This is a genomic window from Serratia sp. 3ACOL1 (assembly GCF_003668775.1).
Lineage (GTDB): Bacteria > Pseudomonadota > Gammaproteobacteria > Enterobacterales > Enterobacteriaceae > Chania > Chania fonticola.
The window spans coordinates 3,940,614-3,957,278 of sequence record NZ_CP033055.1; the positions used below are offsets into that span (position 1 = coordinate 3,940,614).

The following is a 16,665-nucleotide window of genomic DNA, read 5'->3' on the forward strand; positions in this document are numbered from 1 at the left end:
CCTGCTGGTCGGTTACCACGAAAAAGGCATCCACTATGGATGCCCCAGACGGATGAAAAACCCCATTATTTTTATGGGGTTAGTTGTTTTTAGCAACCGAAGGTCGCGATCGCGATATTTTTATACCACACTGTCTTTGGCTTTCCCTGAGCGCTTCTATTGCTCTCCAGCCCTCCCATAAGTTCTTTTAACCACTGATAAACATAATAAAGAAGCACCATCCCCTTCACCGACTGTATGAGCGACAGCCCTGCGGATAATGGCGGTATCAATTTTACGCACCTGCTGGTCCTTGGGGACCAATTAATCGAGGGTATGGTTTCAAAATGATATTCCTGGGGAGCGGTCTCTTTGAGCATGACCGTCAATCCGTTTTTGCACTGACCTTATTAGATAAAAGCCCTGGCCTCTCGGCCAGGACTTTGTCAGCAATCTGAAAGGTGTATTAACGCCTTTATATCTACTTATTAATATTCTATTTAATTTCGAATACGCCTACTTAGTTCATCAATAGCGTTCTTAATATTTGGCATTGGCCCGACGTGACCTCTTTCTGGATTTTTTTGTGGGATCCCAGTTGCAATGAGCAAATTTCGCATTTCAATAGGTGAAAGGACTTTTCCAGTTTCTTGCTTATACCATGATTGAATTGCCACCGCTGCAGAAGCAACAATTGGTGTTGCCGCCGACGTTCCAAAAAAATTAAACGTGTATTTGCAATTTTCTGACTCTCTTAATGGCACAGGCGCTATATAATCATAAAAATCTTTTCCGCCAGCGGTAGTGACTCGATCGCCCCATCCCTGAATATGGATTAAGTTACCGTGATTTGAGAAAGCCTTTTTCTCCAAACTAAAACGATCGCCAGCACCGACACGGATAACACCATTATCTGGACGATTACGGTACTCTTCCAGTTCTTCGGCAGTGTCCATATTTACGCTGCTATTTCCGGCAGAAATACAAATTATGATCCCGGCGGAGGTAGCCTCTTTGGCAACTTCCCAAAATGCAAGATCATGATCCATCGGATACTTATCACTACCCCAAGATAGACTAACGATATCACCTTCATTCAAATAAGGTAGTATGTTAATTAATGCATTGACGGATTCTTCGGCATTACTAACGGCATAACATTTGTCTGCACCATACACTAAACCTCTTATACCAAACCCTGAATCTTTACCGTACAAGATTGCTGCACAAGCAGTACCGTGTTCGTGATTAACATCAGTCTCATCAAAATTAATAAAAGTCTCCTTTTTTAGGTTAATATGTCTGAAATTAAAACCACCATCGATAACAGCACATGTTACACCCTGCCCATATATTCCAATTGAATATGCGTATTCCATATCTATACCTTTATGGAATTCAGTTAGACCATCTTTGTACCCCTGAGTTGAAAAAAAATAAGGTGTATAGTCCGTTTCCAAGGAAGAAGCATCATCTTTTTGTACAGTAAATTCTGATAAAATAGGTGGCATTGCCATTTCGACATAGGCATACTCAACGAAATGGCATTTTGACATTTCATTGGCTAATTTTTGTTTTTCTTCAAGAGTCATACCTTCTAACTTCTGTACATAGCAGATCCCCATCAAGCTATCATAATTTACTTTATTAATACGCCCATTTTCAAATAACATTTCATCGGTTACAATTGGTTTGTAGGTAAACTGATTTAGCAACTCATCATTTAATATCTTATGATTGAGATCATCTGATTTCTTTAATTTAATAATAATATTATTTTTAGCCATTTTGAATTAACCTTTTATATTAATCATTTAATAAGATACCGTGTGAAAAAACCACCTATTAATAGCGAACGATAAAAATAGCTGATAGGTTCCCACACCATTTGTTTAATCAATCAATATCTGACACTAAAGATGTATCAATTAGCGACATTGCTACTCAAAGTTGCCAGTATTACCCAATAATATTTGAGCCATCGATATGCTAACAAAATATTTATTGATGTATGATTGACAACGGAATGCTAACATCACGAATATTGTTAACTCAAGTTACTTCCTTATGTTAATGGTTATATATTAATTACATTTCAAATTTAAGCTGTTAGAATACATATTAATAATGTCATGTTCTATAACTTCTTAATAACTCATGTGTATCAATGTAATTTAATTAAAAAACACATTATTTTTTAAAAAAATAGCTGTGTCGCATTAAAAATCGCAGATGATATCATCATCGTTTTACCCCTTACATATAACAGAGTTAGTTATGTGTATTGTTAGACAAAACTTCAAGCATCCTCACTATCCCATGATGTGATTTTAATGTGCTTGCGTTGGTATTCGGGTCTGACGCTCAACGGAATGAAAAGTCGCGTTAAGCAATATGTCCTTCCTCAAACGCCTATTAACGACAGTGCCAGCTTCGTAGAGAAATGCACCTAATAACACAGATGCGATGACCAGGCCTGCCCGATATCCAGGGGCTCATAACCCACGGAGAAGGCGGTGATTGAGGTGATGACCCGAGCCAAAATGAAATGATCTGTTTTAACTAACTACTACAAAAAGAAAAAAATTCACGCAGCGAAAATAAAAAACCTCTCATCTAATCATATGTTTCGTTAATATGTCAGTGAAGAGGGTTTATAAATATGTGAGAAACAGAAATCACCAAAAAGTAAGAGGGAAAGGTTTATGAAACGTATATTGAGTCAACAAAGTGAACTGGCTTTACAGGATATCCATCCAGATTTAGTTGCCGTTGTCCGTAACGCACATGCACGTTGTGAAATAGCATTTAGTGTTATCGAAGGACGAAGAAGTCTGGACAGACAAAAAAAACTTAAGGCCTCAGGTGTTTCGCAAACACTTAGCAGTCGCCATCTAACCGGACATGCAGTCGATCTTGTTCCTTGGATAAATAACATCATACCATGGAATGACTGGTCAGCCTTTATGAAGGTCGCAGACTCGATGAAGACAGCAGCAAAAGAGTTAAACGTGCCTTTGATCTGGGGAGGGGACTGGAAAAGCCTTCGGGACGGCCCGCATTTTGAATTACCTAAGCAGTTCTATCCATAAGTTCCCTATTCGATGAGTCATTTGAATGATAACTGACAGTGTTATTACTGATGGTGTCAGTATATAAACTTCTAAATACCAAGATGGGATGCGAAAATGAAAATAATAATTATTGATGAGACAATAAGAACGGTATCATTTAAAGGTAAAAGTATTTTTTTGACAAAAAAAGAATTCTTATTATTTAAATGTATAACAAACGCACGAATAAAAAAGATGATATCAGTTAATGAGATTATAAGTTATGTGTGGCAAGGTAGAGAAGCAATAATAAGCCGCATTAATATTTCTCAGCTCATTTTCAGACTTCGGCGCAAGTTGACATTGCTAGACAGTTCTGTTGATATTTCCTTTTCTATGGCCAATGGTGTCTGTAGTCATTATTTGAAAAGCTGCATTCTGATTAAAGATAATGTATTAATTCGTTTTATATCATCTATTACTCAGTCAATTATTGTTAAGTAAAGTGAGTGAGGGAAGGAGAAAGCAATGCCAAATAAAGACCCTTGTGACTCTCAGTATACCATCTGGATAATTATTATCACCTTCTCAATCTGGGGAGGGGTGGTAAGATACCTTATTAGAATAAATCATCAAAAAAAACAACCAAATTGGATTGGAGTTATAAGTCAAATTATCATATCAGGGTTTACTGGGTTGCTAGGTGGGTTATTGAGTGTAGAGAGCGGCACAAGTTACTATATGACTTTGTTTTTCTCTGGATTATTTGGTGCAATGGGTAACTCTGCAATAAATTATTTATGGCGACGGTTCTTTCCACCATAAAACAAGGCGATTAAATTGACATTAAAACCATTAATTATAATGTAATTATTTTTCATTCCCTTCGAGTGGGAATAACCCACCCAACGAGACCTGTAATAAATTTTCATTGAGATGTTAGACAATCTGTGTCATTCCAGTAATTTATATCAAACAGGAATGACAAATGACTCAGCCTTTCGATTTCTACAAAGCCCTGAAAGCTCTTCAGGACGTTCAGGCTCTGATGGATAAAGACAGCATCCTTTAATCAGCCGCTCTGACCGCAGAACTGGGCCTCCATCTGGCTAATGGCATTGAAGCTAACCGCAAGAACAGCTCTAACAAAACGCCAACGGGCACCTTCTGACTGACAACCCCACACGATTGTATTGGCTTTTTAACTCCCTTGTCAGGCAGTTCTTGCTATGCTGCAGGCTAGCCATTTAAATGATAGAAAAGGATGAAAGATGATCAACAACTTCACCAATCAATTCTTGCTATAGAAAAGATGTTAGTCTGTTGAAAGATTATGAGAGTGAAGTATTGACATAATGGCTTGCTTATCAGTATTACAGCGATTGATTGCTAGATGCAAACGGGCCACATAGTCCGGATAATCACCCCATTTTTTGACATCAAACCTTGGTATCGGACATGATGTAAGAAGGTATTGTGGTATAATTTCAGCCGAACAGCTAATTGGAGTTGAGGGTTTTATACTGCAACCGTATAACATCATCAGGCACAGACTGCCCTGCACACCAATTATTACCCTGTGCTTTGCGTAAGGCTTCACGTGTGACATGTGTTTTCTCCCATAATTGATATCGCCTATTTATCTGTTTCTCCAGTGTCTCAGACAAAATTATAGAGTGGGTGCGAGTCAATGCTAACTGTTGCTTCATATTGTCAGCCTGTGCTGATACCCGTTGATATTCTTGTCGGAGTTTATTAATGTTTTTTTGTTGTGTATAAATCAATAGTCCATTACCGCCAATGACAACAGTCAATATTATAAGTGCTAGTTTTTTAATTATCATGAGGCTCACTATATATTGTATGCCATAGTAATTTAATTTAGGCTGCATGATTGACCCATCAGGTAACAACATTAACATTAATGCTAGCCTATCGTGGGTGAATTATTTTAACTGCAGTGTGAATTTTTATCTATTGCGTATTTTTCATAACTTGTATATTATTTGTTTAGACTTAGTGTGATCCACTCTCATTATGAGTAAAATTTAAAGAATACCGTGTTAATCTAAATAGATATTAGTCTTATTATCACTTTTTTGTTAACAAAATCCAATCTCATCGTTAATCAATGTCAGTAAAAATTGATCAATATCAACAAGATACTGTTACAACGTGCTAGGTTTGTTTGTGAAAATAATTGTGTGGAGAGAGAAATGATTTTCTCTAGAAAAATATCTCATTTCATGAAGGTTATTGAGATGGGGAGTTATCTAAAAGCATCAGAATCCCTTTATTTAACGCCTTCAGCATTAAGGCATTCAATTTATGAATTAGAGAAAGTAGTATCCAGCAAACTATTTTACCGGTGTGGTGGTGGGGTTGTACTGACAGATCACGGACGGGATCTTTATGAGTCATTACATCCTATTTATCATGAAGCCAATAGAGTTTATAATGAATTCTTACAAAACAACAGCACCACCAAGAGGTGCAAGGTATTTTTGGATGGTTTCTATTACCCTAAAGTTGTTGATAAATTAATAAAGATACAGGCGGAATTAAAAAAGGAAATATTTGTTTATCAAGTAAATTGCGACGCTCTGGACGAGTTAAAGTTTGGGCGTTGTGATATTGCGATAAGCACATTCTTAAACATTGATATTCCTGTAACAAAAAATATTTCTAGTTTATTTCTATCCAGAGAGCAAATGGGGTTACTTATTAATAAAAAAGCCCATGGAAGATATAAGGATACACATGAATTACTTAAGAATGAAAAGATATTACATCGCAGCGAATTACTCAGCCATCCAATACTTGAGCTCATCTGTCACAAAGTAAGGAGTTACGGAATGGATTACAATGTTATTGGGCTACCTGATGTCAGTGATATTCTGGAAACAATTAGCTGTGGTAATGGCATTACAATGATTTCTTTAGAAAGCCTCAAAGACAGAGCTTATAATAAAGACATACTGGAGTTTATTCCAACCCCCTTTCCAGAACCTGTGATTTTTGAGCGGCATATGTTTTTTTACACTGAATATATTCATAAGTTTAGCCAGATCGCTGCTATTCTGAGACATAAAGGCTGACTATTAGTCATGTTAATAGGGTCGTGCATCAGTGGCGACAGGCGGGCAATATGCTCACCTTCAAACGTTTACCCAGTAGTTCGCAGGTGTGAAATCGCTTCCTACACAGAGAGTAACAGAACTGCCTGGTGCTGGGCGCCGGATGCGGTTCTGGCTGAGGGGAGAGGCGTCAGGGACTTTTTCAGTGAGGGCCATACGCAGATGAAAGCATCCGCTATAGATGCCTTCATCTGCGTAGGTCAATCAAACGTAGCTAAGCGCAATACCGATGAACAACACCAAACCAACGTAGTTGTTATTCAGGAAGGCACGGAAGCAGGCATCGCGCTCGCGGCCAGCCACCTGCTTTTGCTGATGGATAAACAGCGCTCCCGCCAGCAACAGCGACCAGTAAAACGCGCCTCCCAGTTGCACTAGATAACCCACCCACAGCATCAGCAACAGCGTAGCAAACTGCAACAACCCGACGATCAGCTTGTCATGGCGGCCAAACAGCACCGCGGTGGACTTGATACCAATCTTCAAATCGTCATCACGATCGACCATGGCATACAAGGTATCGTAAGCCACCGTCCAGCAGATATTGGCCAGAAACAGCAGCCAGCAGCTCAGTGGCAGCGACTCGCTGACAGCAGCATAGGCCATCGGGATCGACCAGCCAAACGCCGCCCCCAGCACCACCTGTGGCAGATTGGTCACCCGCTTCATAAACGGGTAAACCCAGGCCAGCGCCAGAGCCGCCAGCGACAGCCAGATGGTCATGGCGTTCAACGTCAACACCAGCGCAAAGGAAACCAGCACCAGCGAGACAAACAGGATCTTGGCCTCTTTTTCACTGACGCGGCCGCTCGGCATCGGGCGGCCAGCGGTGCGTTTCACATGCCCATCGAAAGCGCGATCGGCATAGTCATTTACCACGCAACCCGCAGCACGCATCAGGAAAACGCCGAGCACAAACACCAGCAATACCGACGGCGAGGGAACTCCCCCCCTGCCAACCACAATGCCCACAAGGTAGGCCACAGCAACAATAGCGTGCCAATCGGCTTATCGATGCGCATCAGATGGCAATAGGCCTGCCATTTGCTTTGAATCACGCTCCCTTCCAAAGTTCTTTCTCCCCTAATTATGCCGGAGTGCCCTTTTCCACCGCATACAGTGGAGAGGCCGGTAGAAACAGTTCCGTCAGTAACAATGGTTTTCCCGCCAGACGGAGGCGAGAACGCCGTGCCCACAAATCCTTCTGCTGGCCAACATGGATATAATCACGAGTCAGGCTTTCACTGCTGAACAGATAACGGCCCAGTGGCAGCGTCCCCAGATCGACCAGCGCCAGATCCGGCCCGGTCAGTGTTTCCTGTGGGATCACCGTACGCCCCAGCAACCAAGGTTCGCCGTCACCCAGTAAGACGATCTCACGCAGCCAATAGCGCTCGCTGTGTGGCAGATGAACCGCCTCTTCGGCAAGCTGGTCACGAGTGATGAAGCATTCACGCTGAGGTTCTACCTGCACTCGGCCACAATGGCGCTCAAAACGGCGGGTCATGGAACCTAACTCCATCAGCCAATCGCTAACGGCGGCAGGTATTGAGGAATGTTCAGACAGCCACTCAATAGGCGGCAGGATGGGATCCCTATTGCCAGACATTATGCTACTCCAGGCCGGAGGCTGCGTGCCGCGCCAAGCCATACAAACTGTTAACAGAAATCCATTGTAACGCAGAAATGCAAAAGCGGCAGGCAGATTCGTGACGTAACGCATCCCCCATAATCAGGGGGTAAAACGGCAGGCTGTCGTTGTGGAGGATGTCATAACGCAAGGGAGTTCGTACTGTTGGTGCCAAGCTTGGGCAAGGAAGCCCCCGAGTGCTGGATATAAATGACTTACGGATGAAAAAAGGTGCGCCGAAACGCACCAATCATCAAGCCAGCATCGGTAGCGTGGGGGATTACCCCTTGCCTTTCACGCTGCCAATAAACGTTTCACGAGCGGTGGTGGAACCCAGTTTTTCGGCCTCATTCATCAGTTTCAGCGCCTTATCGATATCCCCCGCCTTGACCGCCTGTTTAATGCCGTTATTGAAGTAAGCCTCGGTGTCATTGAGCATCGGCTCTGCCGGTACGCTGGCAACCGGTGCTGGAGCCGCAACTGCCGGAGCGGTAGCACCCACCACGACCGGTGGCGTTGCCGGAGCCGATTGCAGCATGCCAATCATGATGTTGCTGGCCCCTTGTTCTGCCGTCACCTTCAGCTTCAACGTGCCGCTGGTACTGTGGCTGGCGATCGGATCCGGGATGTCCGGTACCGCGTTACCCACGCCTTGGGCGTAGGCTTTGGCCGGGTTGGTCAGGATGGTGGTTTTAGCCAGATCCTGCTGGGTGGTGTACACCAACAGATAGATCTGTTTTTGCCCCAGAGCAGGAGTCAGTTTCAACGTGCCTTCCAGCCGATCGGCGGACATCACGCCCGGTGGCTGGTAAGCGAAATAGCTGCTCGGATAATAGGCCGCCGGGCGCATATGTTCATCGAGCACCAATACGCTTGGAGCATAGATTGAGTTTTTATTGGCCAGACTGCTCAGTTGGATTTCCAGCGATCCCCGATCGGCCGGCAGCGCAAATGCGGCAACGGCCCCCTGGATCTGGCCCTGGTTGATCTGTGGGCTGACGTTATTGAGTTGGACATCCTGGGTCACCGGCGGTACCAACGGCTGCCAAGGCAAACTTTGCAGGGTGGTGGCACTGATGGCCGGTGCGACGGAAACGTTGGCCGGGGTATCGGCATAGGTCGCCAGCGGTGCGCCGACGGTCAACGCCAGAGACAGGCAGAGTGACAGTAGATTTTTTTTCATTGTTATTACCCTCTCGCTTTGAGCGTATATCCCGGCAGCGGGCAGGCAAGCGCACTACTGCCGGTTAAACGGTAAGAGGGAGGGCGTACAGGCGCCCTCCCGTCAAGCCAGTATTACCACCAGATTTCCATCTGGGCACCGAAGGTGACTTCGCTGTCTTTACCACGGCTGAAGGTATGCATGCTGGTATCGTTATAAGCCGTACCTGCGTTATAGCCCGCACCGGAATCGTTGTTTGCGTAGCCCCACTTCTCATCCCAGTTGGCGTAGGTCGCGAAGACACGGATCGCCGGACGTGACCAGATGCTGTTACCCGCTTGCCACTGTTGTGCCAGGGTGACTTTGTATTGGCCGTTGCGATCGCCAGTACGTTGAGACTTCACGTTGTCGTAGCCGACTTCCATCAGGGTGCTCATGATTGGCGTCCATTTGTACATTGGGCGCACGCCCACGGTGTACCAGGTGGTGCCGTTGTCATTGTCGCGGTTAACGTCCTGATACATGGCAACGTACATCATTGCCCAATCATCGTTGAAGTCGATGGCACCGTGATCCAGCACGCGGATCATCTTGCCGTTGTTATCAATGGAAGAGCCTTGGCTGCGGCCGTTGTTCTGCGCAGTCATGGAATCGGTAGCGTACTGCACCGTGAATTTGTTGAAGCCGCCAAGGATGCTCTGGGTATGCTCCGCAGTAAACATCCAACCGTCTTTGCTTGCCCCGTCGGCCAGGTGGTAACCGTCTTGCTCATTGGCACGGCCATAATCCACACCCAGTTCCAACGTACCGCCAGGGTTCAGCTCAAGGCCAGCCAAACGCAGGTCGTAGGTATCGTTGACGGTTGGACGCTCGTCACGTTGATTGTCGATATAACCTAAGGAACCACCGGATTCGGTGTTACGGGTCACGGCAGCAGACAGCTTGCCGAAGCCCAGGTCGATATTTTCCAGACCGGCACCAGGACCTGAGATGTCCCAGTAGTAGAAGTCGATCATATGAACGTCATGACGCTGATAGAAGCGCTTACCGGCCCACATGTTGGCACCTGGCAACGCGTCGATCAGGTTTTTACCCTGCACGTTCACTTCGCGGAAGGCCGGGCTGGTGGATTCCCAGTCAGACTGTTGCGATACGGAATAAGCCACGTTGGTGTCGAAGTAGAAGCTCTTATCGCCCTCTTTCCACACTTCCTGGCCCAGTTTCAGTTCCGCATAGGTTTCACATTCGTTACCCAGACGGTACTTGCTGCTAGCACCGGTGGACTGGAAACACTGTTGTTCACCACCGCTCCCGGTCCAACCGATACCGGAACGTGCGTAGCCGTGGAAATCCACCGCCATCGCTGATGTGGACAAGACACCGGCGGCGACAGCCAGCGTCAGAGGAAGTTTGCGCAGAGTAGTCATCATTATTCTCCTGTTATACAGACCTTGATGCTTTAAACACCCGGTTCCTGATGCAGCCGTTTACACGCCGTCCCATCCTCGCGGAACAGGTGGCAGCGGTGTGGCGGCAGGCCGATGGCGAATGTTGCACCTTCTTCTACCAGCACCACGTCGTTCTGGCGGTAAACCAGGTTTTGACGAATTGCCGGAATTTGGATATGGATTTGCGTCTCGTTGCCGAGCTGCTCCACCACCTGTACTTCACCCATCAATGTCACTTCAGATTCGGAACTCGGTAACAGATGTTCTGGGCGGATACCCAACGACAGGTTGGCCCCAACCTCAATGCCCTCCCCTTCAACCGGTAGCCATACCAATTGGCGATTGGGCATCGGCAGTTCGATCTGTACCCGCAGCGCTTCCACATCGGTCACTTTCACCGGTAGGAAATTCATTTTCGGCGAGCCGATAAAGCCCGCGACAAAGCGGTTGGCCGGGTAGTGATAGAGTTCCAGCGGCTTGCCGATCTGGGCCACACGCCCGGCGTCCAGCACCACGATTTTGTCGGCCAGCGTCATCGCTTCGACCTGATCGTGGGTGACGTAAATCATGGTGCGCTGCAGCCGCTTGTGCAGACGTGAGATCTCAATGCGCATCTGCACCCGCAGTGCGGCATCCAGGTTGGAAAGCGGTTCGTCCAGCAGGAACACATCGGGTTCAGCCACCAACGTACGGCCAATTGCCACACGCTGACGCTGCCCACCGGACAGGGCTTTGGGGCGTCGGTCCAGCAAATGCGCTAATTGCAGCACTTCGGACACCTGATTAACCCGCTGATTGATTTCCGCTTTTTTAGCCCCGGCCAGCTTCAGGCCAAACGACATGTTGTCGGCCACGGACAGATGCGGATACAGCGCGTAAGACTGGAACACCATGCCAATACCGCGCTCGGAAGGCGGCACCTCATTCATCCGTTTTTCGCCGATGAACAGATCGCCAGAGGTAATATCCTCCAGCCCGGCGATCATGCGCAGCAGCGTTGATTTACCGCAGCCGGATGGCCCGACAAACACCACAAACTCGCCGTCATCGATAGTCAGATTGACGTCTTTGGAAATCACGACCTCGCCGAAGGCCTTATAAACGCTGCGCAGTGTGACGCTAGCCATGCGTAACTCCCCTGCTTTCGCAGTTAACATTTCGTGTGAAGATGGCGGAACCGAAGCCCGCCAAGACCCATTGATGACCCTCTTGCTGCGCACCGTACTGCCATGCCATAGGCTTGGTCGCCTCAGCCGGTGCGGCCGGCTGAGTATAAGGCTGTAGGTTGATCAGCGCTTCAAGGCATTGATCCTGATGGGTAATAAGTAAGCGAATAACGCCATTTTCCTGGCTGATCTGGTTCAGAACACCACATTGGATCACCGGGTGCTGACGCAGGGCCAACAGAGCCTGGCAGTAACGTAGGGTTGAATGGTGGTCGTGCTGCTGGCGGCTGATGGCCAGCGCACGGTGTTCTATCGCCACCTGTTGGTACCAGTGGATCTCTCCTGCGGTGACCTGCTCTGGCGCTTCATGCCAAGGCATCGGGGTTTGTGCCCCCTGCGGTTCTTGCAGATCCGCCGCGTGTGGCAAGCCCAGCTCTTCGCCCTGATACAAACAGATAGGAGCGGGCAGCAAGGCCAGCAGAGTCAGGAAAGCCTGTGCAGAACGCAGATCGCCTTGCCCCCAATGGCTGACTACTCGCGGCTGATCGATTTCGCCAGTGCTCCAGACTTTTTCGCCCAGTTGATGGCGATGCGTATGCAATACCTCCACCAGCTTTTCGCAGCTGAACGGCACCACTTCCAGCGCCAGGGCGCTGCGGGCATAGTGCTGTTCGGGAGCGGCACTGCGACAGATACGCTGAGTGCCTTCACTGTGCCAAAGTGCCAGCCCGTGCCCGGCCACTTCCGCTCCAGCCTCTGGCGATAACGCCTGCGGCAATAACAGCCCGTCCACCGCCAGTGCTTTCAGATAGGGCAGCGCCGCCATCATGCCGTGCACGTCGCCCACACCATCGCCGTTTCCATCGCGGAAACTGACCGGATGGATCCGGTACAACGTGGGGTGAGTGGCGGTACGCACTGGTGACATAGGTCCGGGTTCCTGCAGCGTTAGGCGGTAAAAATCAATGTTGCCAATAGTGAGGTAATGGCAAGGAGGGGTAATCATCCGTAACAGGATTTTTCATGGGGGAGGAGATGGGAGGATGAGAGAACGACGATGCGCGGCGAAAGTTCCCGGCATAAGGCAAATCTGTGATCTTCCTTGCAAAAATAGCCCTGCCTTTTAGTGTCCGACACCACAGAATAGGGCGGTTTGCTAGCTGGATCACACTACTCAGGCATGGGGCGTAGAAGGGGGGAGGATGAGAACACAGCAGGTTGTGACCCACTATTAGCGCGTAACCGCTCTCCTTACCGCAGTCCCCACAGAAGGATTGGATTTATGAATCGCACAATGACAACAACCGTACGCACGCTGGCGCTTTCAGCATTAACGACGCTGGTGCTCTCCTCCTCCGCTTTCGCCAAAATAGAAGAAGGCAAACTGGTTATCTGGATCAACGGCGATAAAGGCTATAACGGCCTGGCCGAGGTGGGTAAAAAGTTTGAGAAAGACACCGGTATCAAAGTGACCATCGAACACCCGGACAAACTGGAAGAGAAGTTCCCGCAGGTTGCCGCTACCGGTGACGGCCCGGACATCATCTTCTGGGCTCATGACCGTTTCGGGGGCTACGCGCAATCGGGCCTGTTGGCTGAAATCCACCCTTCCAAAGCCTTCCAGGACAAAATCTATCCATTCACCTGGGATGCGGTACGCTTTGACGGCAAGCTGATCGGTTACCCGATCGCGGTAGAAGCCCTGTCGCTGATTTATAACAAAGACCTGATCAAAGAAGCGCCAAAAACCTGGGAAGAGATCCCGGCGCTGGATAAAGAGCTGCGCGCCAAAGGCAAAAGCGCCATCATGTGGAACCTGCAAGAACCCTACTTCACCTGGCCAGTCATTGCCGCCAATGGCGGTTATGCCTTCAAGTTTGAAGATGGCAAATACAATATCAAAGACGTGGGCGTAGCCAACGCCGGTTCACAGGCTGGCCTGCAGTTCATCGTCGATCTGGTGAAGAACAAGCACATCAACGCCGATACCGACTACTCGATTGCCGAAGCCGCCTTCAACAAGGGCCAGACGGCGATGACCATCAACGGGCCTTGGGCCTGGACCAACATCGAGCAAAGCAAAATCAACTATGGCGTCACGCTGCTGCCAACCTTCCAGGGCAAACCGTCCAAGCCGTTCGTTGGCGTGCTGACCGCAGGCATCAACGCCGCCAGCCCGAACAAAGAACTGGCGACCGAGTTCCTAGAGAACTACCTGATCACCGATCAGGGCCTGGCTGACGTTAACAAAGACAAACCGTTGGGTGCCGTGGCGCTGAAATCGTTCCAGGAACAGTTGGCAAAAGATCCGAAGATTGCCGCCACCATGCAGAACTCGCAAAACGGCGAAATCATGCCAAACATCCCGCAGATGAGTACCTTCTGGTATGCAATGCGTAGTGCCGTGATCAACGCCATCACTGGCCGCCAGACGGTGAAAGCCGCACTGGAAGATGCTCATACCCGTATCACCAAGTAATACCCTGGCCATTGGCGGGCTGTGATGCCCGCCTTTGCCCTGCTGTGTGAGTGGCCGTTGGCCTCTCGCGGTAACACCTGAAAGGAAAGCCCTATGCAACTTGCTCACGCCGGAACACCCGCGCGAAAAAAATCGAAGTGGTGGCAGAGTGACATACTGAAATGGCTGATTGTCGGCCTGTTCAGTCTGGTGACCTGCTATCTGATTGTGGTGATGTATGCACAGGGAGAATATCTGTTCGCCATCCTGACGCTGGTGCTGGTCAGTGCCGGGCTCTACGTGTTCGCCAACCGCCGTGCCTATGCCTGGCGCTATGTCTATCCAGGCGTCGCCGGAATGGGGCTGTTCGTCCTGTTCCCGTTGATTTGTACCATCGCCATCGCCTTTACCAACTACAGTAGCACCAACCAGCTGACCTTCGAACGCGCTCAGTCGGTGCTGATGCAACGCCAGTTCCAGACAGGTAAAACCTTCACCTTTGGGCTGTATCCGGCAGAAAACCAACAGTGGCGTCTACAGTTAACTCATCCGGACAACGGCCAGTTACTGATTTCCGAGCCGTTCAGCCTCAACGCCACCGAGCCACAAACATTGAAATTGGCGGTAGAAAGCACAGAGCCTGCCGGTGAGCGCGCTACGCTGCGCGTGATCACCCAGAATCGCCAAACACTGAGCCAGCTTGTCGCCATCCTGCCTGAAGGTGGTGAGTTGCGCATGAGTTCCCTGCGCCAGTTCTCCGGTACCAGCCCGTTATACACGCTAGCCAAAGACGGCAGCACGCTGACCGATAACCAGACCCAGGTACAGTATCGCCCTAACCCGGAGATTGGTTTCTATCAGGCCATCAACGCCGAGGGTAATTGGGCCACCGATACCCTCAGCCCGGGTTATACCGTCACCATCGGCTGGAAAAACTTCTTACGGGTGCTCAACGATGAAGGCATCCAGAAGCCGTTTATCTCCATCTTTGTCTGGACCATTATTTTCTCGGTGATGACCGTGATCCTCACCGTGGCCGTAGGCATGGTGCTGGCCTGCGTGGTGCAGTGGGAGGCGCTGAAAGGCAAAGCGGTGTATCGGGTGTTGCTGATCCTGCCCTACGCGGTGCCTTCGTTTATTTCCATTTTGATTTTCAAAGGGCTATTTAACCAGAGCTTCGGTGAAATCAACCTGATGCTCAACGCGCTGTTCGGCATTAAACCGGCCTGGTTCACCGATCCGCTCACCGCCAAAAGCATGATCCTGGTCGTCAATACCTGGCTGGGTTATCCGTACATGATGATCCTGTGTATGGGCCTGCTGAAAGCCATTCCCGACGATCTGTATGAAGCCTCGGCAATGGACGGCGCCAGCCCGATGCAGAATTTCTTCCGTATCACCCTGCCGCTGCTGATAAAGCCGTTGACGCCGCTGATGATTGCCAGCTTTGCCTTCAACTTTAACAACTTCGTGCTGATCCAACTGCTGACCCGCGGCGGGCCAGACATGATCGGCACCACCACACCGGCCGGCTATACCGATCTGTTGGTGAGCTACACCTATCGCATCGCGTTTGAAGGCGGTGGGGGTCAGGACTTCGGGCTGGCGGCGGCCATTGCCACGCTGATTTTCCTGTTGGTTGGCGCACTGGCGATCCTGAATCTGAAAGCCAGCAAGATGAACTTTGACTAAGGGAGAACGACAATGGCCATGGTGCAACCTAAATCCCAGCGCGTACGCCTGTGGATCACCCATATTCTGATGCTGAGCTTTATTGCCCTGATCATGTTCCCGTTGCTGATGGTAATAGCGATTTCGCTACGCTCCGGTAACTTTGCCACCGGCAGTCTGATCCCGGATCAGATCTCCTGGGACCACTGGCGGCTGGCGCTGGGGATGAGCGTCACCCAGGCGGATGGCAGTATCACCCCACCGCCTTTCCCAGTGCTGTTATGGCTGTGGAACTCGATTAAAGTCGCGGCGATCACCGCCGTGGGAATAGTGACGCTCTCTACCACCTGTGCCTACGCCTTTGCACGCATGCGTTTTCGTGGCAAAAGCACCCTGCTGAAAAGCATGCTGATCTTCCAGATGTTCCCGGCGGTGCTGTCTTTGGTCGCACTGTACGCCCTGTTCGATCGCCTGGGGCAGTACATTCCGTTTATCGGCCTCAATACCCATGGCGGTGTGATATTCGCCTATATGGGCGGTATTGCGCTGCACGTCTGGACCATTAAAGGCTACTTCGAAACCATCGATAACTCGTTGGAAGAAGCCGCCGCCCTGGACGGTGCCACGCCTTGGCAAGCGTTCCGCCTGGTGCTGCTGCCCCTTTCAGTCCCGATCCTGGCGGTGGTGTTTATTCTGTCGTTTATCGCGGCGATCACCGAGGTACCGGTGGCTTCACTGTTGTTACGTGACGTGAACAGCTACACGTTGGCCGTCGGCATGCAGCAATATCTGAATCCGCAGAACTATCTGTGGGGTGACTTTGCCGCCGCAGCGGTGTTGTCCGCCATTCCGATCACCGCCGTATTCCTGCTGGCGCAGCGCTGGTTGGTCGGTGGCCTGACGGCGGGAGGGGTGAAAGGTTAATTTATGCCACTGCAATACGTTTGATGTACTTTGTTCC

14 protein-coding genes and 2 pseudogenes are annotated in these 16,665 nt (G+C 49.0%); 7 read left to right on the forward strand and 9 right to left on the reverse strand.

Going from position 1 to position 16,665, the window contains the following annotated elements:
* Window positions 1–479: 479 nt before the first annotated feature.
* Window positions 480–1,766, reverse strand: coding sequence for a S8 family serine peptidase (locus D9980_RS17770; RefSeq protein ID WP_121608005.1), 1,287 nt, complete (start codon window positions 1,764–1,766; stop codon window positions 480–482).
* A gap of 918 nt (window positions 1,767–2,684) precedes the next feature.
* Here D9980_RS17770 and D9980_RS17775 point away from each other — a divergent pair.
* The 3 genes and pseudogenes from D9980_RS17775 to D9980_RS27325 form a co-directional block, all read left to right on the forward strand.
* Window positions 2,685–3,071, forward strand: coding sequence for a M15 family metallopeptidase (locus D9980_RS17775; protein WP_121608006.1), 387 nt, complete (start codon window positions 2,685–2,687; stop codon window positions 3,069–3,071).
* A gap of 489 nt (window positions 3,072–3,560) precedes the next feature.
* Window positions 3,561–3,857 (forward strand): phage holin family protein, encoded by a 297-nt coding sequence (locus tag D9980_RS17785; protein ID WP_121608008.1) that lies wholly within the window; start codon window positions 3,561–3,563, stop codon window positions 3,855–3,857.
* A 163-nt stretch (window positions 3,858–4,020) separates the two neighbouring features.
* Window positions 4,021–4,200 (forward strand): annotated as a pseudogene (locus D9980_RS27325) (IS256 family transposase); the annotation flags it as partial.
* Between the two features lie 147 nt (window positions 4,201–4,347).
* On the opposite strand, the gene lysC reads toward D9980_RS27325, so the two are convergent.
* Together lysC and D9980_RS17800 are read right to left on the reverse strand one after the other, a co-directional pair.
* Window positions 4,348–4,641 (reverse strand): Rz1-like lysis system protein LysC, encoded by a 294-nt coding sequence (gene lysC / locus D9980_RS27070; protein ID WP_370454272.1) that lies wholly within the window; start codon window positions 4,639–4,641, stop codon window positions 4,348–4,350.
* Window positions 4,532–4,924 carry a hypothetical protein gene (locus tag D9980_RS17800; RefSeq protein WP_162304286.1) on the reverse strand — a complete coding sequence of 131 codons (393 nt, stop codon included), beginning with the start codon at window positions 4,922–4,924 and terminating at the stop codon, window positions 4,532–4,534. Before D9980_RS17800 ends, lysC begins: the two co-directional genes overlap by 110 nt.
* A gap of 324 nt (window positions 4,925–5,248) precedes the next feature.
* Between D9980_RS17800 and D9980_RS17805 the strand changes: the two genes are divergently transcribed.
* Window positions 5,249–6,130, forward strand: coding sequence for a LysR family transcriptional regulator (locus D9980_RS17805; protein WP_121608011.1), 882 nt, complete (start codon window positions 5,249–5,251; stop codon window positions 6,128–6,130).
* Window positions 6,131–6,373: 243 nt separating this feature from the next.
* Here the strand turns inward: D9980_RS17805 and ubiA are convergent.
* The 6 genes and pseudogenes from ubiA to D9980_RS17835 form a co-directional block, all read right to left on the reverse strand.
* Window positions 6,374–7,191, reverse strand: a pseudogene (ubiA, locus tag D9980_RS17810) (4-hydroxybenzoate octaprenyltransferase).
* A 65-nt stretch (window positions 7,192–7,256) separates the two neighbouring features.
* Entirely contained in the window at window positions 7,257–7,778 is a 522-nt protein-coding gene (ubiC, locus tag D9980_RS17815; protein WP_024483987.1) for a chorismate lyase, read from the reverse strand.
* 301 nt (window positions 7,779–8,079) lie between these two features.
* A complete protein-coding gene (gene malM, locus D9980_RS17820; RefSeq protein ID WP_121608012.1) occupies window positions 8,080–8,982 on the reverse strand; it encodes a maltose operon protein MalM in 903 nt (300 codons plus the stop codon).
* 113 nt (window positions 8,983–9,095) lie between these two features.
* Complete coding sequence (locus D9980_RS17825; RefSeq protein ID WP_162304287.1) at window positions 9,096–10,391, reverse strand: maltoporin; 1,296 nt, start codon at window positions 10,389–10,391, stop codon at window positions 9,096–9,098.
* A gap of 29 nt (window positions 10,392–10,420) precedes the next feature.
* Window positions 10,421–11,536: a maltose/maltodextrin ABC transporter ATP-binding protein MalK gene (gene malK / locus D9980_RS17830; RefSeq protein ID WP_024483990.1), complete on the reverse strand. Its 1,116-nt coding sequence runs from the start codon at window positions 11,534–11,536 to the stop codon at window positions 10,421–10,423.
* Window positions 11,529–12,503 (reverse strand): alpha-amylase family glycosyl hydrolase, encoded by a 975-nt coding sequence (locus tag D9980_RS17835; protein ID WP_121608014.1) that lies wholly within the window; start codon window positions 12,501–12,503, stop codon window positions 11,529–11,531. Before D9980_RS17835 ends, malK begins: the two co-directional genes overlap by 8 nt.
* Window positions 12,504–12,857: 354 nt before the next feature.
* Here D9980_RS17835 and malE point away from each other — a divergent pair, with 354 nt between their 5' ends.
* The 3 genes from malE to malG all read left to right on the forward strand — a co-directional run bounded on the left by malE (window position 12,858) and on the right by malG (window position 16,628).
* Window positions 12,858–14,054, forward strand: coding sequence for a maltose/maltodextrin ABC transporter substrate-binding protein MalE (malE, locus tag D9980_RS17840; RefSeq protein ID WP_024483992.1), 1,197 nt, complete (start codon window positions 12,858–12,860; stop codon window positions 14,052–14,054).
* A 93-nt stretch (window positions 14,055–14,147) separates the two neighbouring features.
* The gene (gene malF, locus D9980_RS17845; protein ID WP_121608015.1) at window positions 14,148–15,725 is read left to right on the forward strand and encodes a maltose ABC transporter permease MalF; all 1,578 of its coding nucleotides are present in this window, start codon (window positions 14,148–14,150) and stop codon (window positions 15,723–15,725) included.
* Between the two features lie 12 nt (window positions 15,726–15,737).
* Entirely contained in the window at window positions 15,738–16,628 is an 891-nt protein-coding gene (malG, locus tag D9980_RS17850; RefSeq protein WP_024483994.1) for a maltose ABC transporter permease MalG, read from the forward strand.
* The last annotated feature ends 37 nt before the right edge of the window (window positions 16,629–16,665 follow it).